Genomic DNA, 20,409 nt, shown 5'->3' with positions numbered 1-20,409 from the left:
GGCATGTCGCCGCGAGCGGTCCGGCTACAGCTCGGGATCGGCGCTCACCTCCGGCGCGGTCGGCGCTGACGCGCCGGGCACCGTCGGCGGGCCAGGGGGCGTGGGCGGGGCCTGCTCGGGCGCCGCGCGCCCGCGCCCGACCCGCTCGCGATCGGCGTTGAGCTTGTCGACGTAGCCGAACAGCCGCGCCTCGTGGTCGGCCGGCAGCTTGCTGCCCTCTTCCTGGATCTCGTCCCGGAGCGCCTCCCGGAACCGCCCGAGCAGCCCGACGGCGGCGCCGCGGAGCGGGCCGGTGGCCGCGGCGTTCTCGCCCGTCGCGAGGAGCGTGGCGCGCCTGCGCAGCAGGCCGTCGATGTCGTCTCCGGCGGCGACGAACGCCTTCACCCAGTCGTGCAGGGTCCCTCCGCCGGGGGTCGCGGCGGCCTTCAGCTCCGCCTTGAGCCGGGTCAGCTCGGGCCGGTTGTCGAGCGCCGCCGACGCCTCGTCCGCGTACGGGGCGCGGAGCACGTCGAGCTTCGGGACGAACGCCTGCTGCGCGGTCGCCGCCGCTTCCTTGAGCGCCGCCGGCAAGGCGGGGTGCGCCTCGACGGCCTTGCACAGGAAGAAGACGGCCGCCCCGAGGCCGTCGTGCCGGGCGTCCGCCTCGGCGAGCTCCCTGGCCAGCGGCGCCTGCGTGCCCGCGGCGTCGGGGATCGCGTCGATCTCCTTCTGCTTCGCCCGGAGCCGGGGCTCATACAGCTTGCCTGTCGCCGACAGGCGCAGCTCATCGGCCTTGTCGGTCAAGAGATCGCGCAGGGCGAGCTTCAGGTCACCGATCGTGAGATTGCGCAAGGTCACCTCCGTGAACGGCGTGATCGGCCACCCCCCCACGCCGCACGGGCGATCGAGAGGGCGAGCCAAGGATTGTTGCTTGAGCGTGACAGGATAACGAACTTCTTCGCATCCGGTAGTCTGAATTCGATGGCTCGGAGACGGAGCGCCTGAGGATGCGCTGAAATCGTGCTGAGAACCGGCCGGATCCGGCGCTTTTTGCGGTGAGACCGCCTCGCCTGTTATCGCTTGTAATTGCTATTTACGATGTCGTTTGCTCCCTTCGCGGCCGCGGAGGCAAGCGATGACGTCCGGGTGCATGAGACGGGTGTGGCGGCGGTGCGCGGGTTGCGTTCTCTTGCTCATGGTGGTGAGCGCGCCCCTCGGCGCGTGGGCTCAAGCGCTGACGTTGCGCCGGATAGGCGATCCCCTGCGCGCGCGGCTCACCGGCGCTCGCGGCGGCGCCGAGCCCGCGGCGGCGCTCGCCGGGGACGCCGCCGTGCTCGCGAGCGCGGGCGACCCCGCCGGCGGACCCGATGGTCTCGCCGTGGTCCCGATGGTGGCCTTGCCAGCGGACGTTCGCGCCGACGGCGCCGTCCCGGGGGCGGACCCGTGGGTGCTGTTCGACGGCCGCGGCGATACGGGGCTTCGCAGCGAGACCGGGGAGAAGGTGCGGATCCGGGTCTCGTTTTCGCAGCCCACCTCGCTCGAGGCGCTCTCCCTGTACGGGCGCAGCGAGGGCGTGCTCACGGTCCGTGCGGAGGACGCCGCGGAGCTTCAGGCCGCCTCCGGCCTGGTCGACGTGCCGCTCCACGGCACGGGCGAGCGCTGGACGCGTTTTCCCATGGCGGTCACGGCCCAGCACGTCGTTATCGAGTGGCTTCCTTCGGGCGAACGCGGGCCGCAGGAGATCCTGTTCTGGACCGCCGGCGCGCCGACGCGTGCCCTCTCCGAGGTGCAGCTCGCCGATCGTGTGCTCGCGGGGCGGCTCGCGCGAGGACGGCTCGCAGATCGTGACGCGTTACCACAACCAGGACTATTACCGTCGCGGGCTCGTGGCCGAGGTGATCGAGCAGGATGCCGAGGGGCGGCTGTTCAGCCGGCAGCAGGTGGCGTACCGCGCGCCCGGGGCGCAGCCGACGCTGACGGGCTCGTTCTTCCCCGAGGAAGAGCTGCGGACGATGTCGTGGTACGAGGGCAACACGACGGACCCGAGCGCGCCCGGCAAACAGACGAGCGAGGAGCGGGACTGGGACGACCGCGGCAACCTCATCGGGGTGATCGAGCACGGCGAGCCAGGCACGCTGGAGGACGACGTCACGACCACGATCCATCACGTGACGTACTACGGGCCGCACATCGTGCGGGCGGACAGCGTCGAGGTGCGCGACAGCGCGGGGAGGCTGCTGCGGGAGCGCACCGCCGGGTACGACGAGGTGACCGGGGCGGTCGAGTGGATCACGAGCACGGTGATCGGCGGCAAGGATCCGGCGACGGGGGCGCCGTACACGGGAGACGCATCGACGAATCCAACATGGGAGTTCTCGCACGACGCGTACGGGAACCTGGAGCAGGCGATCGAGCCGCGGGGCTTCACGCTGACGTACGAGTACGACGATGTCGCGGAGACGTACCTCTCCCGGGTGGACGACTCGTTCGGATACTTCTCGGAGACGTCGTCGGACTACCGTTACGGCGCGGTCAGCGCGGTGCGGGACGTCAACGGCCATGAGGTCCACTACGACTTCGACGCGTTCGGGCGGTTGCGGGCCGTGTTCGGTCCGGACGACCCGCTGGCGGCGGCGGAGGCGACGATCGCGTTCGAGTATGCGCTCCAGCCAGGGGAGAGCGTCGCCGTGCCGGCGTGGGCGCGGACGCGGCACAAGGACGTGCAGCACCTGGGGGATCCGATCGACACGGTGACGTTCGTGGACGGGCTGGACCGGGTGATCCAGACGAAGAAGGATCTGGAAAGGGATCCGGGAACGGGGGCCGCGCCGGTCGTGGGCATGAGCGTGAGCGGCCGGAGGGTGCTGGACGAGCGGGGGCGCGTCTGGCAGCAGGGGCAGCCGGTGTTCGCGACGGGCGAGGCCACGGCGTTCGTGGACGTGCCGCTGAAGCACCCGACGACGTTCGAGTACGACGTGCTCTCGCGCATCGTCGAGCGGAGGGAGCCGGACGAGGAGGCCGAGGCCGGCGAGGCGGTGACCACGACGAGCTACGATATCGACGAGCTCGATGGCGTGGCGATGTTCGTGGCGACGGAGGTCGACCCGAAGGGGAAGGTGCGCAAGGCGTACCAGGACGTGGACAACGCGATCGTGGCGGTCGAGGAGCGAAATCGGCTGCGCGGGTCGGAGGCGTGGACCACCCTGATGACGCGGTACGGGTACAACGCGGTCGACGAGCTCATGCGGGTGATGGACGCGCGCGGGAACGTGACGACGGCGGCGTACGACACGCTGGGGCGGATGGTGACGCTGACGAGCCCGGACATGGGGCGTACGGAGTGGCGTTACGACCGGTCAGGCAACGTCGGGGCGCGGCAGACGGCGAAGCTCTTGGCGGAGGGCGCGGGCAAGCTGATCCGATACGAGTACGACTTCAACCGGCTCAGGCGGGTGGACTATCCGGATTCGACGGACGTGACGTATGTGTACGGCGCGCCGAGCGAGGCGGGCGACGAGCACGGCAACCGGGCCGGGCGGCTCGTGGAGGAGCAGAGCGAGGCGGGGAAGAGGACGTTCTCCTATGATCGGCTGGGGAACGTGGCGAAGCTGACGACGGAGTTCCCCCGGCTGCGGGAGCCGCACCGGGGGCCGTACCAGGCGACGATGGAGTACGACTTCGACGGGTTCGGGCGGCTGCTGTCGATGAAGTTCCCTGGCTCCGGGGCGGAGGTGGTGACGTACGGCTACGACCGAGGTGGCCTGGTCCGGTCGGCCGTGGGAACGAACACGCAGATCAACCCGCAGCACCCGGACGAGCCGGCGGTGACGCAGTACCTGTTGCACATCGGGTACGACGAGTTCGAGCAGCGGGTGAGGGTGGTGCACGGCAACGGGATCGCGACGTCGTATCGGTATTACGAGAAGTCGCGGCGGCTTCAGCAGATCAACGCGGACCACCGCGACCGGTACCTCGTGGAGCGCGGGCAGCCGGCCAGGGCGTTCCAGCGGATGCGGTACGAGTACGACGTGGCGGGCAACCTGGAGCGCGTGCGGAACGAGGTGCCGTACGACCAGTCGATGCCGGGCTCGGTCCTGGTGGGGCCGACGACGCAGCAGTACGGGTACGACGATCTGTACCAGCTGCTCTCGGCGAGCGGGACGTACCAGGACCGGAGAGACTGGCAGTACCGGTACCGGCTGTCGTTCTCGTACGACGAGATTGGCAACATCCTGACCAAGGACCAGGCGAGCTACCGGTACGTGCCGCAGACGTGCCCCACGCCGGTTCCGGCTGGGTGCGACGGATGGCGCGAGGACCACGCGATCCGGGAGCAGACGTACCGGTCGGAGTACCAGTACCCGGGCCCGCAGCCGCACGCGCCGAGGCGCATCGACGAGCACCTGGTGGCGGAGTCGATGCCGTGGCCGCGGGAGATGCGGTATGACGCGAGCGGCAACCAGACCGGCTGGACGTACCGTGGCTCGGACACGCGGACGACGGACTGGAACGAGGAGAACCGTGTCACGCGGGTGAGCCAGAACGGTCAGGTGCTGTCGCGGATGCTGTACGACGGCGACGGCGAGCGGCGGGTGCACCTGCACCACGTGAGCGGCGAGGAGGAGAGGCGTACCACGACCAGCACCTGACGCTGCGCGATGGGCGGTTCGTGACGAAGCACATCTATGCGGGGCAGACGCGGATCGCGAGCAAGATGGATCCGGACTGGTTCCGTGACCCGCCGACGCTGTACTACCACCCGGACCACCTGGGCAGCACGAGCTTCGCGTCGAACAACGAGCAGACGCTGACGCAGCGAGACGAGTACTTCCCGAGCGGGGAGCTGTGGATAGACGCGTCGGACTCGCGGTACGAGCTCAGGCGGGCGTACGTGTTCACCGGGAAGGAGCTCGACCAGGCGACGGGGCTCTACTACTTCGGGGCGCGGTACTACGACCCGCGGATCATCAATGTGTCGCCGCGCCCGGATCCGATCCTGGCGACAGCCTGCGAGAGCTCATCCAGAGCGCGCCGCGGGCCCTCCGCCGCTCAGGGCGTCCGCTGTGCCGGCACGAAACGCTCGATGACGGCTTTGCGAAGCAGCTTCGGCGGCAGGATGCCCTGGGCGAGCACGAAGTCGTGGAATCGCTGCGCGTCGAAGCGCGGGCCCATCATGGACTCGACCTCTCGTCGCAGCTCCATCAGCCGGGTGAACCCGTAGAAGTACGAGGTCGCCTGCCCCGGTGCGCGGAAGGTGTAACGCTCCACCTCGGATTGCGCGAGGGGCGGCGAGAGGACCACCTCTTTCTCCAGGAAGGCCCGCGCGGCGGCCGGCGTGATCTTGCCCGCCTGGAGCTCCGGGTCCAGGAAGCCGCGGGCGGCTCGGACCAGGCGGTGTTGCAGGGAGACGAGCTGGCCCTCGGGCGGCATGAACGGGAGCAGGATGGCCTCCGAGTAAAGAGCCCACCCCTCCATGTTGGCGCTGTTCTCCGCGAAGACGGCCCGGGCGATCGAGACGCCCCGCTCGACGAGCGAGGCGAACCGGAGCTCGTGCCCGGGGCGCGCCTCGTGGGCGGTGAGCGTCCATGAGGCCGCGGCGTGGGTGAAGTCGTCGATCCCTCCGCAGCTCGTCAGAGGGCCCAGGCAGGCTGAGCGGAAGCACAAACTCCCCCGCTTCTCCCTGGTTGTCGAGCAGCCGCGGCGGCCGCATGCGCGGCGGCCGCATGCGCGGCGGCCGCATGCGCGGCGGCCGCATGCGCGGCGCCGGCATCTCGGCGCTCTCCGCGGCGGTGCCGAGCCGGATGCGCGCCGGCCGCTCCGGCAGCGTGACGAGGCGCTTCTTCCGGATGATCTCTTCGATCTGGGAGAGGCGCTCCTTGTAATGCGGCAAGATCGCCTCGCCAACGAGCTGTTCTTTCTTCAGGGCGCGGATGGCATCCCGGTAGTCCGCGCTCGGCAAGTTGCGCGCCTTCGCGATTGGCAGCGAGAGCTTCTGCATCTGCGCCTTCAGATCATCGAAGGAGGGCGCCAGCAAGCCGGGCTTCCCGAGCTCCTGGTCGAGCCTCTTCCTCGCCTGCCCGGCGATGGGCGCGTGGCCCGCCTCCAGCCGGCGTACCGCCGGAGCCGTGCGAGTGCCGTGGCTCGGCCCGGCGGCGGGATGTGGTCGTCGAGCAGGGTCGAGATGCCCTCGAACACGAGCCCCGTGGCGTGCACGTAGGTGCCCCTGTGAAGTGGCACCGCTTTTCGGGGGATGTCGGAGCGCATGGAAAACGTTCGGGCAACCCGGGCGGGGCCCCGCAGCTGGGGCTTGACGTCTTCGAAATGTTTGGATTTTCTTCTCCCCTGGCAGATTGCGGTAGATGAATTCAAGATAGTGAAACCGGCCCTGCGCGGCCGTGTCGGCCGACAGCGCGCTGAGCCGCATGGGAAAGCGAGCGGTGGAACATGGCAGACATCCGTCATCTGGTCATCGTGATGCTCGAGAACCGCTCTTTCGATCACATGATTGGTTACCTGCGCAGCACAGGCATGGACGTCGATGGGGTGATCGGCGCGACGAACTCGGACGATAACGGTGCGCCGATCACGGGATATCATCTCGAGAGCACGAGAGCCCGGATCCGCCCGCATCATCTCCGAACGGACGTCGTGCGGCAGATCAACGGTGGCGCGATGGACGGCTTCGTGAAGGGCTACAGCACGAGCAGCCACGTCGCCGAGATCATGAGCTGGTACGACCAGCGCGATCTGCTGACGTACGATAGCCTCGCGCGCCAGTACGTCGTTTGCGACCGGTGGTTCGCTTCGTTCGCGGGGCCGACGTGGCCGAACCGGTTCTTCGCGCTCTGCGGAACCAGCGCCGGGCGCACGGGGAACCTGCAATGGATCGACCGCGCGACGTTCTTCGACCTGTTGCCGGCCGATTCGTGGCGCTACTACTCGCACGACATCGCGTTCTTGCGCACCGTCGAGAAATACAAGGGCCACCGCGGGCCGCCGATCGCGAAGATCTCCTCGTTCTACAAGGCTTGCCGCGAAGGCACGCTGCCCAGCGTCTCGTGGATCGACCCGAACTTCACGCTGGTCGACGTCGACGCGCTGCTGAACTGGGCGAACGACGACCATCCGCCGGCCGACGTGGCGCGCGGTCAGAACCTGATCGCGCGCATCTACAACCACCTCATCGCGAGCCCGGCCTGGCCCCACGTGGCGCTGGTCGTGACCTACGACGAGCATGGCGGGTTCTATGACCACGTGCGCCCGCCGCCGTCGCCCGCGAGCGAGGCGGCGCCGTTCGATACGCTCGGCGTTCGCGTGCCGGCCCTGGTCATCTCGCCGTGGGCTCCGCGCGGCGTGCCGTTCCACGGCACCCTCGATCATACGTGCATCGCGCGCACCGCGCTCGAGCTGTTCGCGCCCGATCGCGTGAACGCGCTGAGCCCTCGGGTCACGGCGTCTCCGAGCCTGCTCCCCGTGCTCACCGAGCCGAGGCCCCGCATCGACCAGCGCCGGCTCGATGGCATCCCGATCCTGGAGACCGCGGTCGCCCCGATCCACATGGGTCCGACCGCTCCACCCGGCTTTCATTCGATGGAGCTCACCGACAGCCAGCAAGAGATTCTGACGCTGAAGAAGGCCGTGCTCGAGGCCGGCGTGCCCGTCGAGAACCATTGAGCCAGAGCGCGGCGCTCCGCGGCCGCGCTCCCCTCCGGACGATACAGGCGTCAACGGGCGCTGCGTCGACGGGGAGCCCGCTCACCGGCGAGCCGCGCCCGCAGCGCCGCCCGCGCGGTGATCTCTCCGTTATGCCTTATGCGCCCTTCAGCGCCGCCGTGCAGTGCCCGCAGCGCACCGCCTTGATGGGGATGCTCATCGCGCACTCGGGGCACTCCTTCGTCGTCACCTCCTCCGCGCGCTGTCGGTGAAGCTTCCCCATGAGCCGCACCAGGAGAAAGACGCAGAGCGCGACGATGAAGAAGCTGACCAGGTTGTTGATGACGACCCCGTACTGGAGGAGCACCGCGCCGGCCTTCACCATCTCCTCGGGGGTCGCGTACGGACCGGGGCCGCTCGGGGGCTTCAGGACGATGTAGTGCCGGCTGAAATCGATGCCGCCCGTCAGGAGGCCTATCGGCGGCATGATCAGGTTATCCACCAGCGCCTTGACGATGTTGCCGAACGCCGCGCCGATCACGACGCCCACGGCCATGTCGACGACATTGCCACGGATCGCGAACTTCTTGAAATCCTCCCAGAACATCGCTTCCTCCGGCGTCGGGGGCTCCTGCTCTCGCCGTGGCCCCGCTCCGCTGTCGCCTCTCCGCGATCAAGGTGCTGCCTGCGCGGATCGCGCGGCGGCGGCGGTCGCCGCCATCCACGCAGGCTCCGCAGTCGCCGCAGTCGTCGCGAATAGCACGAACGGTGCCACCGGGCTCGTCCGTGGGCTCACCCCGGCCAGCCGCTCGCAATTGCGCCCTCCGCGCGGTCGCTCCCGCTCTCTCCGCCCGATCCCTGCGCGCACCGAGCCCCCGGCCGTCCCGCTCCCCCGCGCTCGCAGCGCGAGCCGCTGCCCGCGCGCTCGGTGCAAGAGCGCCACACCTGGGGCCAACTGCGCCACCTCCCATCGATTTCGCACATGGCGGTTCCCCGGCCCGGGGCGGCTCTCTAGGATGCGCGCCGGAGGAACCACCGAGCCATGGACCCCGATGCCGAGGCCGCCCTGCGCTACCGCGCCAAAGCCGAGCTACGGAAGCGCGCCCGGGCCGTCCGCAGCTCCATCCCGGCCGACGCCATCCTCGTGCGATCGCGCCGGATCCAGCGCGCGCTCGCGGAGCTGCCGGCCCTCGCCGCGGCCCGGCGGGTCGCGCTCTTCTACCCGATCGAGGGGCGCAACGAGGTCGACCTCCGGGAGCTCGATCCGCTCCTGCGGGCCCGTGGCGCCCGGGTTGCTTACCCATCCATCGACCCCGAGTCGCGCGCCATGACCTTCCGCTTCGTCGAAGACCCCGAGGCCATGCAGGAGCGCGGCCTCGGCTTCCGCGAGCCCGACGCGACCGACGAGGAGGCCGCTGCGCTCGACGTCATCGTCGTGCCCGCCCTGCAGATCGACCCGCGAGGGCACCGGATCGGCTATGGCGCCGGCTACTACGACAGCACCCTGCCGCGCTTCTGCCCGCCGGCGCACGCCGTGGGCGTCGTGTTCGACTTCCAGCTCGTCGCCGAGGTGCCGGCGACGCCGGGCGACGTCCCGGTCGGGGCCATCGTCACCGACGCCCGCGTGCTCGCCGCCGAACCGGCCTAGGATGCCCGGGGCACAGGTGGGAGAGGACATCGCGAGCGACAGGCCCGTTCTCCTCGCGGCCATCGCCTCGGGCGCGATGATCGCCCAGCAGGTCGCCGGCCGGGCGACGCGCGACGCCCTCTTCCTCGCCAGCTTCGGCGCGGCCGACGTCCCCAAGGTCATGGCCGCCGGCGCGGTCCTGTCGTTCGGCGCCGTCGTCCTGCTCTCGCGCGCGCTCCTCCAGCTCTCTCCCGCGCGCGTCGTCCCGGCCACGTTCGCCGCGAGCTCCGCGCTCCTCGCCCTGGAGTGGGGCCTCGCCCGGCGCGCGCCCGGCGCCGCCGCCCTCGTCTTCTACCTGCATATCGCCGTTTTCGGCGCGACCCTCATCTCCGCCTTCTGGTCGCTCGTCAACGAGCGCTTCGACCCCCACACCGCCCGCCACTCCATCGGGCGCATCGCGGGCGGCGGGACGGTCGGCGGGGTGATCGGCGGCCTGTTCGCCTGGCGCGCCAGCCGCCTCATCGACGCCCCGACGATGCTCCTCGCCCTCTCCGCGGTGAGCGTGCTCACCGCCTGGGCCACCCACCACCTGGGCGCCGGCCTCGCGCGCGCGGCCGGCGCCGCCGGCGGGGCGGGGCGCACCGAGGTTGAGGTGGCGCGCACCGAGGTTGGGGCAGGGCGCACCGAGGTTGAGGTCGGGCGCACCGAGGTTGGGGCCGGGCGCACCGAGGTTGGGGTGGCGCGCACCGAGGTTGAGGTGGCGCACACCGAGGTTGAGGCCGGGCGCACCGAGGTTGGGGCCGGCGGGTCAGGGCTCGCCGCGCTGCGCGACAGCAGCCACCTGCGCGACCTCGGCCTGCTCGTCGGCCTCGGCGCCGTGAGCGGCGCGCTGTTCGACGTGGCCCTCAGCGCCGAGGCGGCCGCCGCGATGACCGACCACAACGCGCTGCTCTCGTTCTTCGCGCTCTTCCACCTCTCGGTGAGCGTGCTCTCTTTCCTTGTGCAGTCGCTCGCCGCCACCTTCTCGCTCGACCGGCTCGGGCTCGCTGCCACCATTGGCATCCTTCCGGCCGCGGTCGTCACGAGCACCCTCTCCCTCGTGGTCGCGCCGCGGCTCTGGGCCGCCTCGATCGTCCGCGCGACCGAGGCGGTGCTCCGGAACTCGCTGTTCCGCTCGGGCTACGAGCTCCTCTACACGCCCCTGCCTCCGGACCAGAAGCGGTCGATCAAGACGCTCATCGACGTCGGCTTCGACCGCATCGGCACCGCGGCGGGCAGCGGCCTCGCGATGGGCCTGCTCGTGCTCGCCCCGGGCGGGTCGCTCCCGCTGCTGCTCGGCCTCGGCGCGGCGGCCGCGGGCGTCACGCTGCTCTTCACGCCGCGGCTGCACCGGGGCTACGTCGCCGCGCTCGAGGGCAGCCTGCGCTCCGGCGCCGTCTCGCTCGACCCGACGAACGTCGTCGATGCGACCACCCGCCGCACCCTGAGCGGCACCGTCGACGCGCTCAGCCGCGACAAGGTCCTCGCCGAGCTCGCTGCGCTCCGGAACGCGGCGGCGCGGCCCGACGTCGGGCGCGGCCCTGCCGACGGCGAGCGCACGTCGCACCCCGGCCCGCCGCTCTCCGGCCGCTCACCGCTCTCCGGCCGCTCACCGCTCTCCGGCCCCGCGCCCGCCGGCCCCGCATCGCTCTCCGGCCACGCCCCCGGGGGCTCGCCGTGGCCTCCGGCGGGCGATCGCAGGGGCGTCGACGGGCCGCTGTCCGCGCGCGCCGCCTCGGCCGCGCTGGCGTCGGATCCGGTGCTCGCCGCCACGGCCGACCTCCGCTCCAGTGATCCCGAGCGGATCCGCCGTGCGCTCGTCCGGGAGCCGGATCCCGCGCTCGTGCCGCACCTCCTCCCGCTCCTGGAGCGCGAGGGGCTCGCCTCCGAGGCGATCCGGGCGCTCCGCGCCGTCGCCCCCCGCGCGACCGGCCAGCTCCTCGACGCGCTCCTCGATCCGTCCGTGAGCGTCGCCCTCCGGCGCCGCATCCCGCGGGTGCTCCAGGCCTGTCCCACCCAGCGCGCCGCCGAAGGCCTGATGCTCGGCCTCACCGACGAGCGCTTCGAGGTGCGTTATCAGTGCGGCGTCGCGCTCGCGCGGCTCCTCCAGCAGCGCGCGCCTGTCCACCTGCGGCGCGACGACGTGATCGAGGCGGCGATGCGGGAGATCGCGATCGGTCGTCGCGTGTGGGACGCCCAGCCCCCCAACGTCGCGCCCCCGGTCGAGGCGCCGCTGGCCGAGCGCCTGCTCGTCGAGCGGACGAGCCGCAGCCTGGAGCACGTGTTCCGCGTCCTTTCCCTCTGCCTCGAGCGTGAGCCGCTCGAGATCGCCTACAGGGCGCTCCACGCCGACGACGCCCACCTCCGCGGGACCGCGCTCGAGTACCTGGAGAACGTCCTGCCGGCGCCCATCCGCGAGAGCCTCTGGCCGTACCTGGGCGCCCGCGCGCCCGCCGCCCCTCCCGACCCAGGCGCCGTCCCTCCCGACCCAGGCGCGGCCGAGCCGCGCGCGCCGCGCCTGCCCGAGCACGCGCTCGACGAGCTTCGCCGCTCCGCCGCCAGCATTCCGCGGGCGTCGATCTCCGCTGCGCGGCGGCGAAGAGAGCCACGCACGTAGAGCGTGGCCCACCGCTCGTCGCTCCATCGAGCGACAAAAAGAAAAAAGCGTCGCCGGGGCCCGGGGGGGAGAGGCCGCACCAGCAACGCTCGTCCGTGAATTAGCAGCTCACATGCCACTGCGAGAAGATGGAAATAGATTTAAATTTCGCATAGATGTCCCGGGCACATCCTCCCGGTGTTGCAATCCTGCGATTTCATCCTTGCAGGTGAGCATCGTGTCGGGGACGTGCCCCCCCGATCCAGCTCAAGGCGTTCACGCCCTAATGGAGGGGTTCGCGGCGGTGGGCGCGCTGGTCTAGGTGCTCGGCGATGGTGAGCCTGTCGGCGTCGCTCATGACGACGAAGCGGACGGCGAGCAGGTTGTCGCGGTCCCAGACCGGGCGGGCGCGCAGCCGGATGGGGCGCCCGACCCCGAGGTCGAGCTCGAACGGGGTCACGGCGGGCAGCGCCCGGCCTGCCAGCGCGGGCGCGCGCTCGACGACCATGCCCGTGGGGGAGAGATCGATCGCGCGGCACCGGTGCCGGTGGCCATCGACGAGCGCCGAGACGGGGAAGTCAACCTGAGCGCGCGCGCCCTGCCTCCGATCCATGGGAGCCTCCTTGGGTGTCCTCGTGACGCGGCGAGCCTAGGTCGCGGGGCTCGTCCGGGCCAAACATCGGGCGGGCGAGCCCCGCGGTCCGCTCGCGGCGCGATCTCGGCGCGCGCGGGATCGGTGCGATATGCTGGCGCGGCGAAAGGAAGGTGTGGCGATGCCCACGTGCCGCGAATGCAATAGCGAGGTCGACGAGCTCAAGACGATCAAGGTCGGAAGCAAGAAGAAGAAGGTCTGTGAGGACTGCGCCGACCGCGCGGCGCAGGAGGGCGCGATCGCCGAGGAGAGCGAGGCGGTGGTGCAGCAGATGATGGGCTTCAAGGGGAGGCGCTGAGCGCTCTCCTGCCCGCCGATTCCCGCCAGTTCCCACCGATTCTCGCCCATCTCCCGCGCTCGGCGAGCCGCGCGCGCGCCGCGCGGACGCCCCGATCTCCCCGTCGAGCGCCGGCCCGTCGTCCCTCTCCACGATCTCCCGCGAGCCCGCGTCGCGCGCATGGACCCCGGCGGCGCGGCTCACGACCGCGCGGACGAAGGGCACGGCGATCGGCGCTCGACCGGCGCAGGCCAGCCGCGACCCGGATAGCTGACCGTCCGCCAAGCAATCGAGCAGGACTGCGAGCTGTTTCTTGCTTGCAGCGCAGCGGTGCGCCGAGGAAGCGCGACCTCGCTCGGTTCACAGGCGCCGCGGCCGAGATAGCGAATGCGGGGGGAAGGTAGGCAAAGGTCGTTGACTGACATGGAGAACCCAGTCGCACTGGAGGTTTACCCACATTTCCCGGGGATTTCGTCTGGATTCAAGCGAGCGGACGACCACTTCTCTATACCTTCCTTACATCAGCGGACGGACTGCGCATTGCAGTTCTGCATCGAAAATTTGCAACCGCGATGTGAAAAGCGGCCGAGGTGTGCGACCTAATTGGGTGTTCGTTTCGTTTTCGAAAGCATTTCGTCTTGACCCGTCGTGTTAATCCGGGAATAAGTTGTTTCACGAGAGCGCCGGTATCCGCCCCTCTGGTGCTGAATGGTCTGCACCGATGGTTCGCGGCGCGAAGGCACGCAGCGGGAGGCTCCTCTTCTGCCCCCTGATGCTTTCGCCCGTTACGGTCCTGTTCACCACAGGGGTTCGACGACGCCGGGGGAGAAAAAGCCATGCATTCGATTTCTCAAGGCTTTGGGTCGCGGTCGTTTGCCGCCGGTAAGTTCATCGCTTCGCTCGTGGCGGTGTCGATCGTCGGTTTCGGCTGCGCGCCGCTCGACGAGGACGTGACCGCAGAGGAGCTGGACGCGGAGGAGCAGGCGGCCGGCACGACGTATCAAGTCGGTCCCACGCGCACCTACAAGACCATCGGTGAGGTAGCCAGCAGACTGCAGGCGGGCGACGTGGTGGAGGTCGACGGCAACGCGACGTACTCGGGTGACATCAGGCTCACGAAATGGGGCACGCCCACCTCGAAGATCACGATCCGCGGCGTGCGGGTCGGCGGGAAGCGCCCCGTCCTGAAGGGCGGGACCAACACGATCGAGCTCAACGCCAACCACATCGTCTTCGAGGGGTTCGATGTGACGGGCGGCACCTCGCGGTGCATCTTCCAGCACGGGCACGATGTCACGATCCGTGACTCGGTGATCCACGATTGCCCATCGCACGGGATCCTGGGCGCCGACAGCGATTCAGGTTCGCTGACGGTGGAATACGTGGAGGTCTATAACTGCGGTAACGGTACGCAGAAGCACCCGATCTACATCGCAACGGACGAGTCCGCCTACCCGGGTTCCGTGTTCCGGATGCAGCACAGCTATGTCCACGATGCAATCGGTGGCAACGCGGTGAAGACCCGCGCGGAGCGGAACGAGATCTATTACAACTGGATCGAGGGCGGGCTCTACAAGGACCTCGAGCTCATCGGCCCCGACGGGCAGGATCCGGGGCTCGCGCGGGAGGACTCCGATGTGGTCGGCAACGTCTTCCGCAAGACGCACACGCAGTACGTGATCCGCGTCGGCGGCGACGGCACCGGTGACACCAACGGGCGTTATCGGTTCGTGAACAACACGTTCCTGCTGATGGCGGGGTCGAGCGCGGCGATCCACCTGTTCGATGGCATCGAGAGCATCGAGCTGCACAACAACATCTTCTATCGCGTCGGGGGCGGGAGCGTTCAGGTCTTCCGTGACGACGCGAGCTGGACGACCGGCAGTCCGCTCATCAAGGGCGTCAACAACGCGGTGCCCACGGGCACGACGGTGCCTTCCGGCTTCACGGGGACGCTGATCGTGAGCGATCCCGGCTTCACGAGCATCGGCAACCGCGACGTGACGCTGCTCTCGACGAGCTCGCTGCGGAACGCGGGTGTCAGCTCGACGACGGGGATCTCGGGGCGCACGTTCCCGTCGCCGCTGGCGATGCCGCTGTACCACCCGCCGAGGGCGGCGCTCCAGGCCGTCGGCACCGCGCAGCGGCGGACGGCCGTGGGCGCGGTCGACATCGGCGCGTTCGAGTTCGGGACGACGACCACGACGCCGACGCCGACGCCCACGACACCCACGCCGACGCCCACGACGCCGACGCCCACGCCGACCACGCCCACGCCGACGGCGCCTGTGTGCTCGGTCGTCAACGCTGGCCAGTGGTTCAATACGTCGCTGCCGTCGACCCAGCGGGGCACCTTCACGGCGTCCTGGGACGTGACGCCGAGCGCGTCGAAGATCGACGCCGTGGTCGGCCTCTCGACCAGCTCCGCGAGCCAGTGGACCCAGCTCGCCGCGATCGTCATCTTCGACGAGGAAGGCAATGTCCGCGTCCGGAACGGCGCGAGGTACCAGGCGCTCCAGGTGTTCCCGTACACCGGCGGGACGACCTATACCGTCCGGATGGTGGTCGACGTGGCGGCGAAGCGGTACTCGGTGTACATCCGGCCGAAGAACGGCGCCGAGGTGCAGCTCGCGAACAACTACGCGTTCAGGTCCGAGCAGGCCAGCGTCGCTTCGCTCGCGAACTGGGCGATGACGCAGACGATCGGAACGGCCACGCTGTCGGCCTGCAACTTCAAGATTCAGTGATCCCGCGGGGGGGCGGCGCGATGAGCGCCGGCGGCTCCTTGGGGCGGTCGTCCGAGGTGGCCCGGCGCGAAGAGACCGTGTTCTTCGCGCGGCGCGGGGGCCCCGCCGGACTCGCCTGAGACAAAGCTCCTCCGGCTTCGCCGGAGGAGCTTTGTCATTTGGGCTCAGACATCGGCCCTCCCCGCGCCGCGCGAAGAGACACGTGTTCTTCGCGCCTACGGGGGTCGATGAGGCGTAGGCGTCAACCAACCATCGCGCCGCATCCTCCTACAACCGAACGTTTACGTGAACGTTTACGTGGTCGTTTACGTGGACGTTTACGTGGACGTTTACGTGGTCGTGGTCGTTCACGGCCTATCGTTGACGACCACGACCACGACCACGACCACGACCACGACCACGTAAACGTCCACGACTACGCAGACTTCCACGTTGGTGCTCGATGGTGGGGTGGAGAGCGGCGGCTTCATGCCCTGAGCATGATCGAACGAGCTTAGTTAACGCCTCACGAGAGCTCGCTCAGTCACATGGCCAGAGAGGGAGTTTGTCGCCGTGGTGGCTGCGGCCCCCCGGCCGCCCCGGAGGCTCAGGCGAGTCCGCTGCGCTGGAGAAGGGCGTCGAGCGTGGGCTCGCGGCCGCGGAAGCTCTTGTAGAGATCCATCGGGTCCTGCGTGTCGCCGAGCGCGAGGATCTGGCCCCGGAACGCGTCGCCCACCTTCCGGCTGAACAGTCCCTCTTCCTGGAAGCGGGAGAAGGCGTCAGCGTCCAGCACCTCGGCCCATTTGTACGAGTAATAGCCCGCGGCGTAGCCCACCGGGCTCGAGAAGAGGTGCGAGAAGCCGGCGATCATGGCGTAGCCCTCGGGCAACGGGACGGGCGAGTAACGCCCGAGGACCTCGCGCGCGAACTCGACGACATCGCCCTGCTCTCCAGTCCAGTCCATGTGGAGCGCGAGGTCGATCTCGGCGAAGCCGAGCTGCCGCATCGTCACGGCGCCCGCGCGGAACGTGCGGGCCGCGCGCATCCGCTGGAGCAGGTCATCCGGGACGGGCGCGCCCGTCTCGTGGTGGCGCGCGAAGAGGTCGAGCGCGTCCCGCTCCCAGCACCAGTTCTCCATGATCTGCGAGGGGAGCTCGACGAAGTCCCAGGCGACGTTGGTGCCGGCGAGGCTCCGGATCGGCACCCGGCTCGAGGCGTGGTGCATCATGTGGCCGAACTCGTGGAACAGCGTCTCGACCTCGCGGTGGTTGAGCAGCGCGGGGCGGCCGCCGACCGGCGGGGTGAAGCTGCCCGCGAGGACCTCGAGGTGGCGCGCGTCCTCGCCGGTCGCGCGCCCATCCTCGCTCGGCGCGCCCGTGACGAGCCCGTGCATCCAGGCGCCGTCGCGCTTTTGTTCCCGCGGCACGAAGTCCAGATAGAAGGCGGCGCTCTGGGCGCCGTCCGGCTCGACGAGCTGGTAGGCGCGGACGCTCGGGTGCCACGTGGGGGCGGCCTGCCAGGGCGCGATGCGCACGCCGTAAAGGCGGTGGGCGATCTCGAACAGGCCGGAGACGACGCGATCCAGGGGGAAATACGGGCGGAGCGCCTCGTCGTCGAAATCGTAGCGGGCGCGGCGGAGCTTCTCGGCGTAGTAGGCGACGTCCCACGGCGCGAGCGGCGGCGCGTCCGGGCCCTCGATCTCGCGGCGGAAGGCGGCGAGCTCCTCCTTCTCGCGGGCGAAGACCGGCTCGGTGCGCGCCCGCAGCGTGTCGACGAAGCGGCGCGCCGCGGCGCCCGTCTTCGCCATCCGGTCCTCGAGCACGAGATCGGCGAAGCTCGCGTAGCCGAGCAGCCTCGCCTTCTCCCCGCGGAGCTCGAGGATGCGGCGGATGAGCGGGCGGTTGTCGTGGTCGCCCTCGGTCGCCCGCGTGTTGAAGGCGCGGTAGAAGCGCTCGCGGATCGTGGCGTCGTCGAGGTGCGTGAGCACCGGGATGTAGCTCGGCGCCTGCAGCGTGAAGCGGTAGCCCTCGATGCCCCTGTCCTTGGCGCCCTGGCGGGCCGCCTCGACCGCGCTCGGCGGCAGGCCGGCGAGGCGGGCAGCGTCCTCGACCACGAACTCGAAGGCGTTCGTCGCGTCGAGCACGTTCTGCGAGAAGCGCAGGGTGAGCGTGGCGAGCTCGACGTCGATCTCGGAGAGGCGCTTCTTGCCAGCCGGGTCGAGCTCGGCGCCGCTCCTCCGGAAATCGTCGAGGGTCTTCTTCAAGAAGCGGCGCCGCGGGCCGGTCAGCGCCGCGGCCTCGGGCGTGGCCGCGTACGCCTTGAGCGCGCCGTAGACGCCCTCGTTGAGCGCAATGCCGCTCAGGAACTCGCTGACCTCCGGCTGGACGGCGTTGTACGCGGCGCGCAGCGCGGGCGTGGTGGACGTCGATTCGAGGTGCGAGACGACGTTCATGGCGCGGTCGAGCCGGTCGGTGACGGCCTCGAGCGCGGCGAGGGTGTTGTCGTAGGTGCGGGGGCCAGGCGCCGCGACGAGCGCGTCGAGCCGGGCGCGGGCGTCCTGGAGCAGCGCGCGCACCGCGGGCTCGACGTGCTCGCTCCGGATGCGATCGAACGGGATCTCGAAGCCGAGAGTGAGCAGGGGATTGTCGGTCGCTTCGGTCATATCGTTCCTGGTTGGGCTTGAAGGGCCGGCGGACGGGCGCGGGCCGGCGACCCTCGGCCGGTCCGCGCAGCCCTACCTTGGTAAAGGCGCCGGCGAGGGTTGGCCAGTAGTTCGTCGTCCAAGTTCTTCCTCATTGCGTGGGAGGGGCGCCGAGCACCCTCCCCGGGGGCCTGACGTCACGACGAGGGAAGAGCTTGGTGAGTCGAGGTGAAGCGCGGGCGAGCGGCTAGACGCCCAGCCACCGCGCGACGATCGTGGCGAGCACGTCGGACGTCCCCGAATGGATGCTGCCGCCCAGGGCGTCGTCGATGGCGGAGGGGAGGCCGCTGTCCTCGAGGTAGCCAGCGCCGCCGCGGAGCCGGAGATCGTCGAGCGCGGACGCCACGGCCGAGTCCGCCGTGTGCCACTTCGCGAGCGCGGCCTCGGCCTGGCCGCGCTCGCCCTGATCCAGCGCCCACGCGGCGCGGTAGATGAGCAGCCGCGAGGTCTCCAGCCGCAGCTTCATCTGCGCGAGGCGGTGCGCGACGGCCTGGTGGCGCGCGATCGCCTGGCCGCCGATCTCGCGCTCGCGGGCGAAGCGGACGGCCTCGCCGAGGGCGCGCTCCATGGCGCCGAGGCGGAAGGCGAGGATGAGCGCGCGCTCGAAGGTCATCGCGATCTGGAAGACGGCGAGGCCGGCGCCGGCGCGGCCGAGGAGCGCGTCGTGGCCGACCTCGCAGCCGGTGAACCAGACGGGCGCGAGCCGCGCGCCCCGGAGGCCCGCGGTCGCGAGCGGCGCGCCGGGGAGGACGCGCGCGGCGCCCTCGCCCGCGGCGCGGGGGACGAGCAGCGCGGTGAGGCCGCGCGCCGGGGCCCCTCCGTCGCGGCCGCCGCCGTCGCGCGCGATTGCGAGGTACACGTCGGCCCGGTCGGCCCAGGTCACGTACCGCTTGTCGCCGGTGAGCCGGTAGCCGGCGTCCGTGCGGTCGGCCCTGGCCTGCACCGACGCGACGTCCGAGCCGGCGCCGGCCTCGGTCGCGGCGACCGTCGCCATGCACGCGCCGCTCGCCATGCGCGGCAGCCACGCGCGCTGCTGCGCGGGGGTGCCCACCCGCGCGAGCAGGAGCGCCACGCCGAAGAGGTGCGCCCCCGCGGCGAGCAGGACGCCGCCGTCGCGCAGGGTCGCGCCGAGGCCCTCGTAGGCGAGCGCCGTCGTGACGAGGTCGAGGCCCTCGCCGCCGAGATCGCGGGCGATCGGCAGGCCGAGGGCGCCGCCCCGGGCGAGGACGCGCATGCGATCGTCCGGCGCCGCGGCGTCGGCCTCGGCGCCGAGGGCGCGCATGCGGTCGTGGACGGCACGCTGGGAAGGGGTCCACCCGAAGTCCATCGCCGCTGCGATACCAGAGCCGGCGAGGGGCGGGGAGGAGACGAGGACGGCGCGCCGGCTCAGTAGGGGCGCTCTCCGGCGAAATTGCCGGGAGGATCGTAGTTGCACACCCAGATCTGCCAGGTGCCGCTGCCGAACGGCGAGCCGGTCGTGCAATCGGCGACCCCGCAGCCGAGGCGCAGGGAATCGGCCCATACCACCTGAGTGTAATGGCCGCAGGTGGAGCTGCAGGCGTTGCTCGCAAGATCGTAGTTGGCCGCCTCGTCGACCCATGAGGCGACGACGTCCTCCGGTGTGGGGGACGAGCCGGTCGACGCGAAGATGTTCTCTCCATAGTTGCTCGCGCTATGGCCGAACGTGCACCGGGCGGCATAGGCCTGAGCCACCGCGGCGATCTCGGGCGACCACGAGAGAGGGGGCACCCCCTGTTCGGCGGGCGGGTCGACCGCGGCGCGCGCGGCGTTGTGGGCCGCCGTCATCCCGATCATCCTCGGCGGCTCGCCGGCGGCCTGGCCGCTCGTCGGGCCCGCGTCGTCGTCGGACGAGGCGCCGCAACCGGCCGTCAGGGCGAGCATGAGAGAGAGCTGCACGAACCGGGGGAGCCGTGGGCCGAGCGTCATCACGGGGCCATTGTCCTACGGCTCGGCCGAGCTCTGCAACGGCGATTCGATGAAGGCTGCTTGTACCCACGACGTGCCGTGTCATGGCGCGCCCGCAGCCGTCCCTGGACGGCCGCGTCCGGGCGTTCTTCCCACCTCTGCCGTCGACATGGACATCAACAGATCTCGTCGTCGTTGGCTCCCGTGCTGACGGGCTTCGCCCTAGGGTGACG

14 protein-coding genes are annotated in these 20,409 nt (G+C 70.5%); 6 read left to right on the top strand and 8 right to left on the bottom strand.

Annotated elements, in window-relative coordinates:
• Nucleotides 1-24 precede the first annotated feature (24 nt).
• Entirely contained in the window at nt 25-837 is an 813-nt protein-coding gene (locus WMF29_RS37045; protein ID WP_437331205.1) for a hypothetical protein, read from the bottom strand.
• 986 nt (nt 838-1,823) lie between these two features.
• On the opposite strand from WMF29_RS37045, the gene WMF29_RS37040 reads away from it, so the two are divergent.
• Nucleotides 1,824-4,628, top strand: a complete 2,805-nt coding sequence (locus WMF29_RS37040) for an RHS repeat domain-containing protein (protein WP_437324816.1) — start codon at nt 1,824-1,826, stop codon at nt 4,626-4,628.
• Nucleotides 4,629-4,731: 103 nt separating this feature from the next.
• Here WMF29_RS37040 and WMF29_RS37035 read toward each other — a convergent pair whose 3' ends face one another.
• The gene (locus tag WMF29_RS37035; RefSeq protein ID WP_437324815.1) at nt 4,732-4,878 is read right to left on the bottom strand and encodes a hypothetical protein; all 147 of its coding nucleotides are present in this window, start codon (nt 4,876-4,878) and stop codon (nt 4,732-4,734) included.
• 150 nt (nt 4,879-5,028) lie between these two features.
• Nucleotides 5,029-5,643 (bottom strand): DUF885 family protein, encoded by a 615-nt coding sequence (locus WMF29_RS37030; protein WP_437324814.1) that lies wholly within the window; start codon nt 5,641-5,643, stop codon nt 5,029-5,031.
• A gap of 780 nt (nt 5,644-6,423) precedes the next feature.
• On the opposite strand from WMF29_RS37030, the gene WMF29_RS37025 reads away from it, so the two are divergent.
• A complete protein-coding gene (locus WMF29_RS37025) occupies nt 6,424-7,653 on the top strand; it encodes a phospholipase C (RefSeq protein WP_437324813.1) in 1,230 nt (409 codons plus the stop codon).
• A gap of 136 nt (nt 7,654-7,789) precedes the next feature.
• Here the strand turns inward: WMF29_RS37025 and mscL are convergent, their stop codons facing one another.
• Nucleotides 7,790-8,239, bottom strand: coding sequence for a large conductance mechanosensitive channel protein MscL (mscL, locus tag WMF29_RS37020; RefSeq protein ID WP_272104310.1), 450 nt, complete (start codon nt 8,237-8,239; stop codon nt 7,790-7,792).
• A 435-nt stretch (nt 8,240-8,674) separates the two neighbouring features.
• Here mscL and WMF29_RS37015 point away from each other — a divergent pair, with 435 nt between their 5' ends.
• Both WMF29_RS37015 and WMF29_RS37010 read left to right on the top strand, forming a co-directional pair.
• On the top strand, nt 8,675-9,280 hold the full coding sequence (locus tag WMF29_RS37015) for a 5-formyltetrahydrofolate cyclo-ligase (RefSeq protein WP_437324812.1): 606 nt from the start codon (nt 8,675-8,677) through the stop codon (nt 9,278-9,280).
• Between the two features lie 16 nt (nt 9,281-9,296).
• Nucleotides 9,297-11,915, top strand: coding sequence for a hypothetical protein (locus WMF29_RS37010; protein ID WP_437324811.1), 2,619 nt, complete (start codon nt 9,297-9,299; stop codon nt 11,913-11,915).
• Nucleotides 11,916-12,177: 262 nt separating this feature from the next.
• Here WMF29_RS37010 and WMF29_RS37005 read toward each other — a convergent pair whose 3' ends face one another.
• Nucleotides 12,178-12,507: a PilZ domain-containing protein gene (locus WMF29_RS37005; protein ID WP_272104316.1), complete on the bottom strand. Its 330-nt coding sequence runs from the start codon at nt 12,505-12,507 to the stop codon at nt 12,178-12,180.
• Between the two features lie 160 nt (nt 12,508-12,667).
• On the opposite strand from WMF29_RS37005, the gene WMF29_RS37000 reads away from it, so the two are divergent.
• Nucleotides 12,668-12,844 carry a hypothetical protein gene (locus tag WMF29_RS37000; RefSeq protein WP_272104317.1) on the top strand — a complete coding sequence of 59 codons (177 nt, stop codon included), beginning with the start codon at nt 12,668-12,670 and terminating at the stop codon, nt 12,842-12,844.
• 815 nt (nt 12,845-13,659) lie between these two features.
• A complete protein-coding gene (locus tag WMF29_RS36995) occupies nt 13,660-15,570 on the top strand; it encodes a hypothetical protein (protein WP_437324810.1) in 1,911 nt (636 codons plus the stop codon).
• Between the two features lie 586 nt (nt 15,571-16,156).
• Here the strand turns inward: WMF29_RS36995 and WMF29_RS36990 are convergent.
• The 3 genes from WMF29_RS36990 to WMF29_RS36980 all read right to left on the bottom strand — a co-directional run bounded on the left by WMF29_RS36990 (nt 16,157) and on the right by WMF29_RS36980 (nt 20,197).
• The gene (locus tag WMF29_RS36990) at nt 16,157-18,211 is read right to left on the bottom strand and encodes a M3 family metallopeptidase (RefSeq protein ID WP_437324809.1); all 2,055 of its coding nucleotides are present in this window, start codon (nt 18,209-18,211) and stop codon (nt 16,157-16,159) included.
• Nucleotides 18,212-18,437: 226 nt separating this feature from the next.
• On the bottom strand, nt 18,438-19,577 hold the full coding sequence (locus WMF29_RS36985; RefSeq protein ID WP_437324808.1) for an acyl-CoA dehydrogenase family protein: 1,140 nt from the start codon (nt 19,575-19,577) through the stop codon (nt 18,438-18,440).
• Nucleotides 19,578-19,636: 59 nt separating this feature from the next.
• Entirely contained in the window at nt 19,637-20,197 is a 561-nt protein-coding gene (locus WMF29_RS36980) for a CAP domain-containing protein (RefSeq protein ID WP_272104323.1), read from the bottom strand.
• Nucleotides 20,198-20,409: the final 212 nt, after the last annotated feature.

The sequence above is a fragment of the Sorangium sp. So ce381 genome (genome assembly GCF_051473845.1).
GTDB classification, from domain to species: domain Bacteria; phylum Myxococcota_A; class Polyangia; order Polyangiales; family Polyangiaceae; genus Sorangium; species Sorangium atrum.
Note: the sequence above shows the minus strand (reverse complement) of the source record. Positions and strands in the feature narration are given on the sequence as shown.

Excerpts from the sequence above, each read along its gene's own strand:
- WMF29_RS37025 (WP_437324813.1), top strand. The coding sequence starts at position 6,424 with ATGGCAGACATCCGTCATCTGGTCATCGTGATGCTCGAGAACCGCTCT.
- mscL (WP_272104310.1), bottom strand. The coding sequence starts at position 8,239 with ATGTTCTGGGAGGATTTCAAGAAGTTCGCGATCCGTGGCAATGTCGTC.
- WMF29_RS37015 (WP_437324812.1), top strand. The coding sequence starts at position 8,675 with ATGGACCCCGATGCCGAGGCCGCCCTGCGCTACCGCGCCAAAGCCGAG.
- WMF29_RS37005 (WP_272104316.1), bottom strand. The coding sequence starts at position 12,507 with ATGGATCGGAGGCAGGGCGCGCGCGCTCAGGTTGACTTCCCCGTCTCG.
- WMF29_RS37000 (WP_272104317.1), top strand. The coding sequence starts at position 12,668 with ATGCCCACGTGCCGCGAATGCAATAGCGAGGTCGACGAGCTCAAGACG.
- WMF29_RS36995 (WP_437324810.1), top strand. The coding sequence starts at position 13,660 with ATGCATTCGATTTCTCAAGGCTTTGGGTCGCGGTCGTTTGCCGCCGGT.
- WMF29_RS36990 (WP_437324809.1), bottom strand. The coding sequence starts at position 18,211 with ATGACCGAAGCGACCGACAATCCCCTGCTCACTCTCGGCTTCGAGATC.
- WMF29_RS36985 (WP_437324808.1), bottom strand. The coding sequence starts at position 19,577 with ATGGACTTCGGGTGGACCCCTTCCCAGCGTGCCGTCCACGACCGCATG.
- WMF29_RS36980 (WP_272104323.1), bottom strand. The coding sequence starts at position 20,197 with ATGACGCTCGGCCCACGGCTCCCCCGGTTCGTGCAGCTCTCTCTCATG.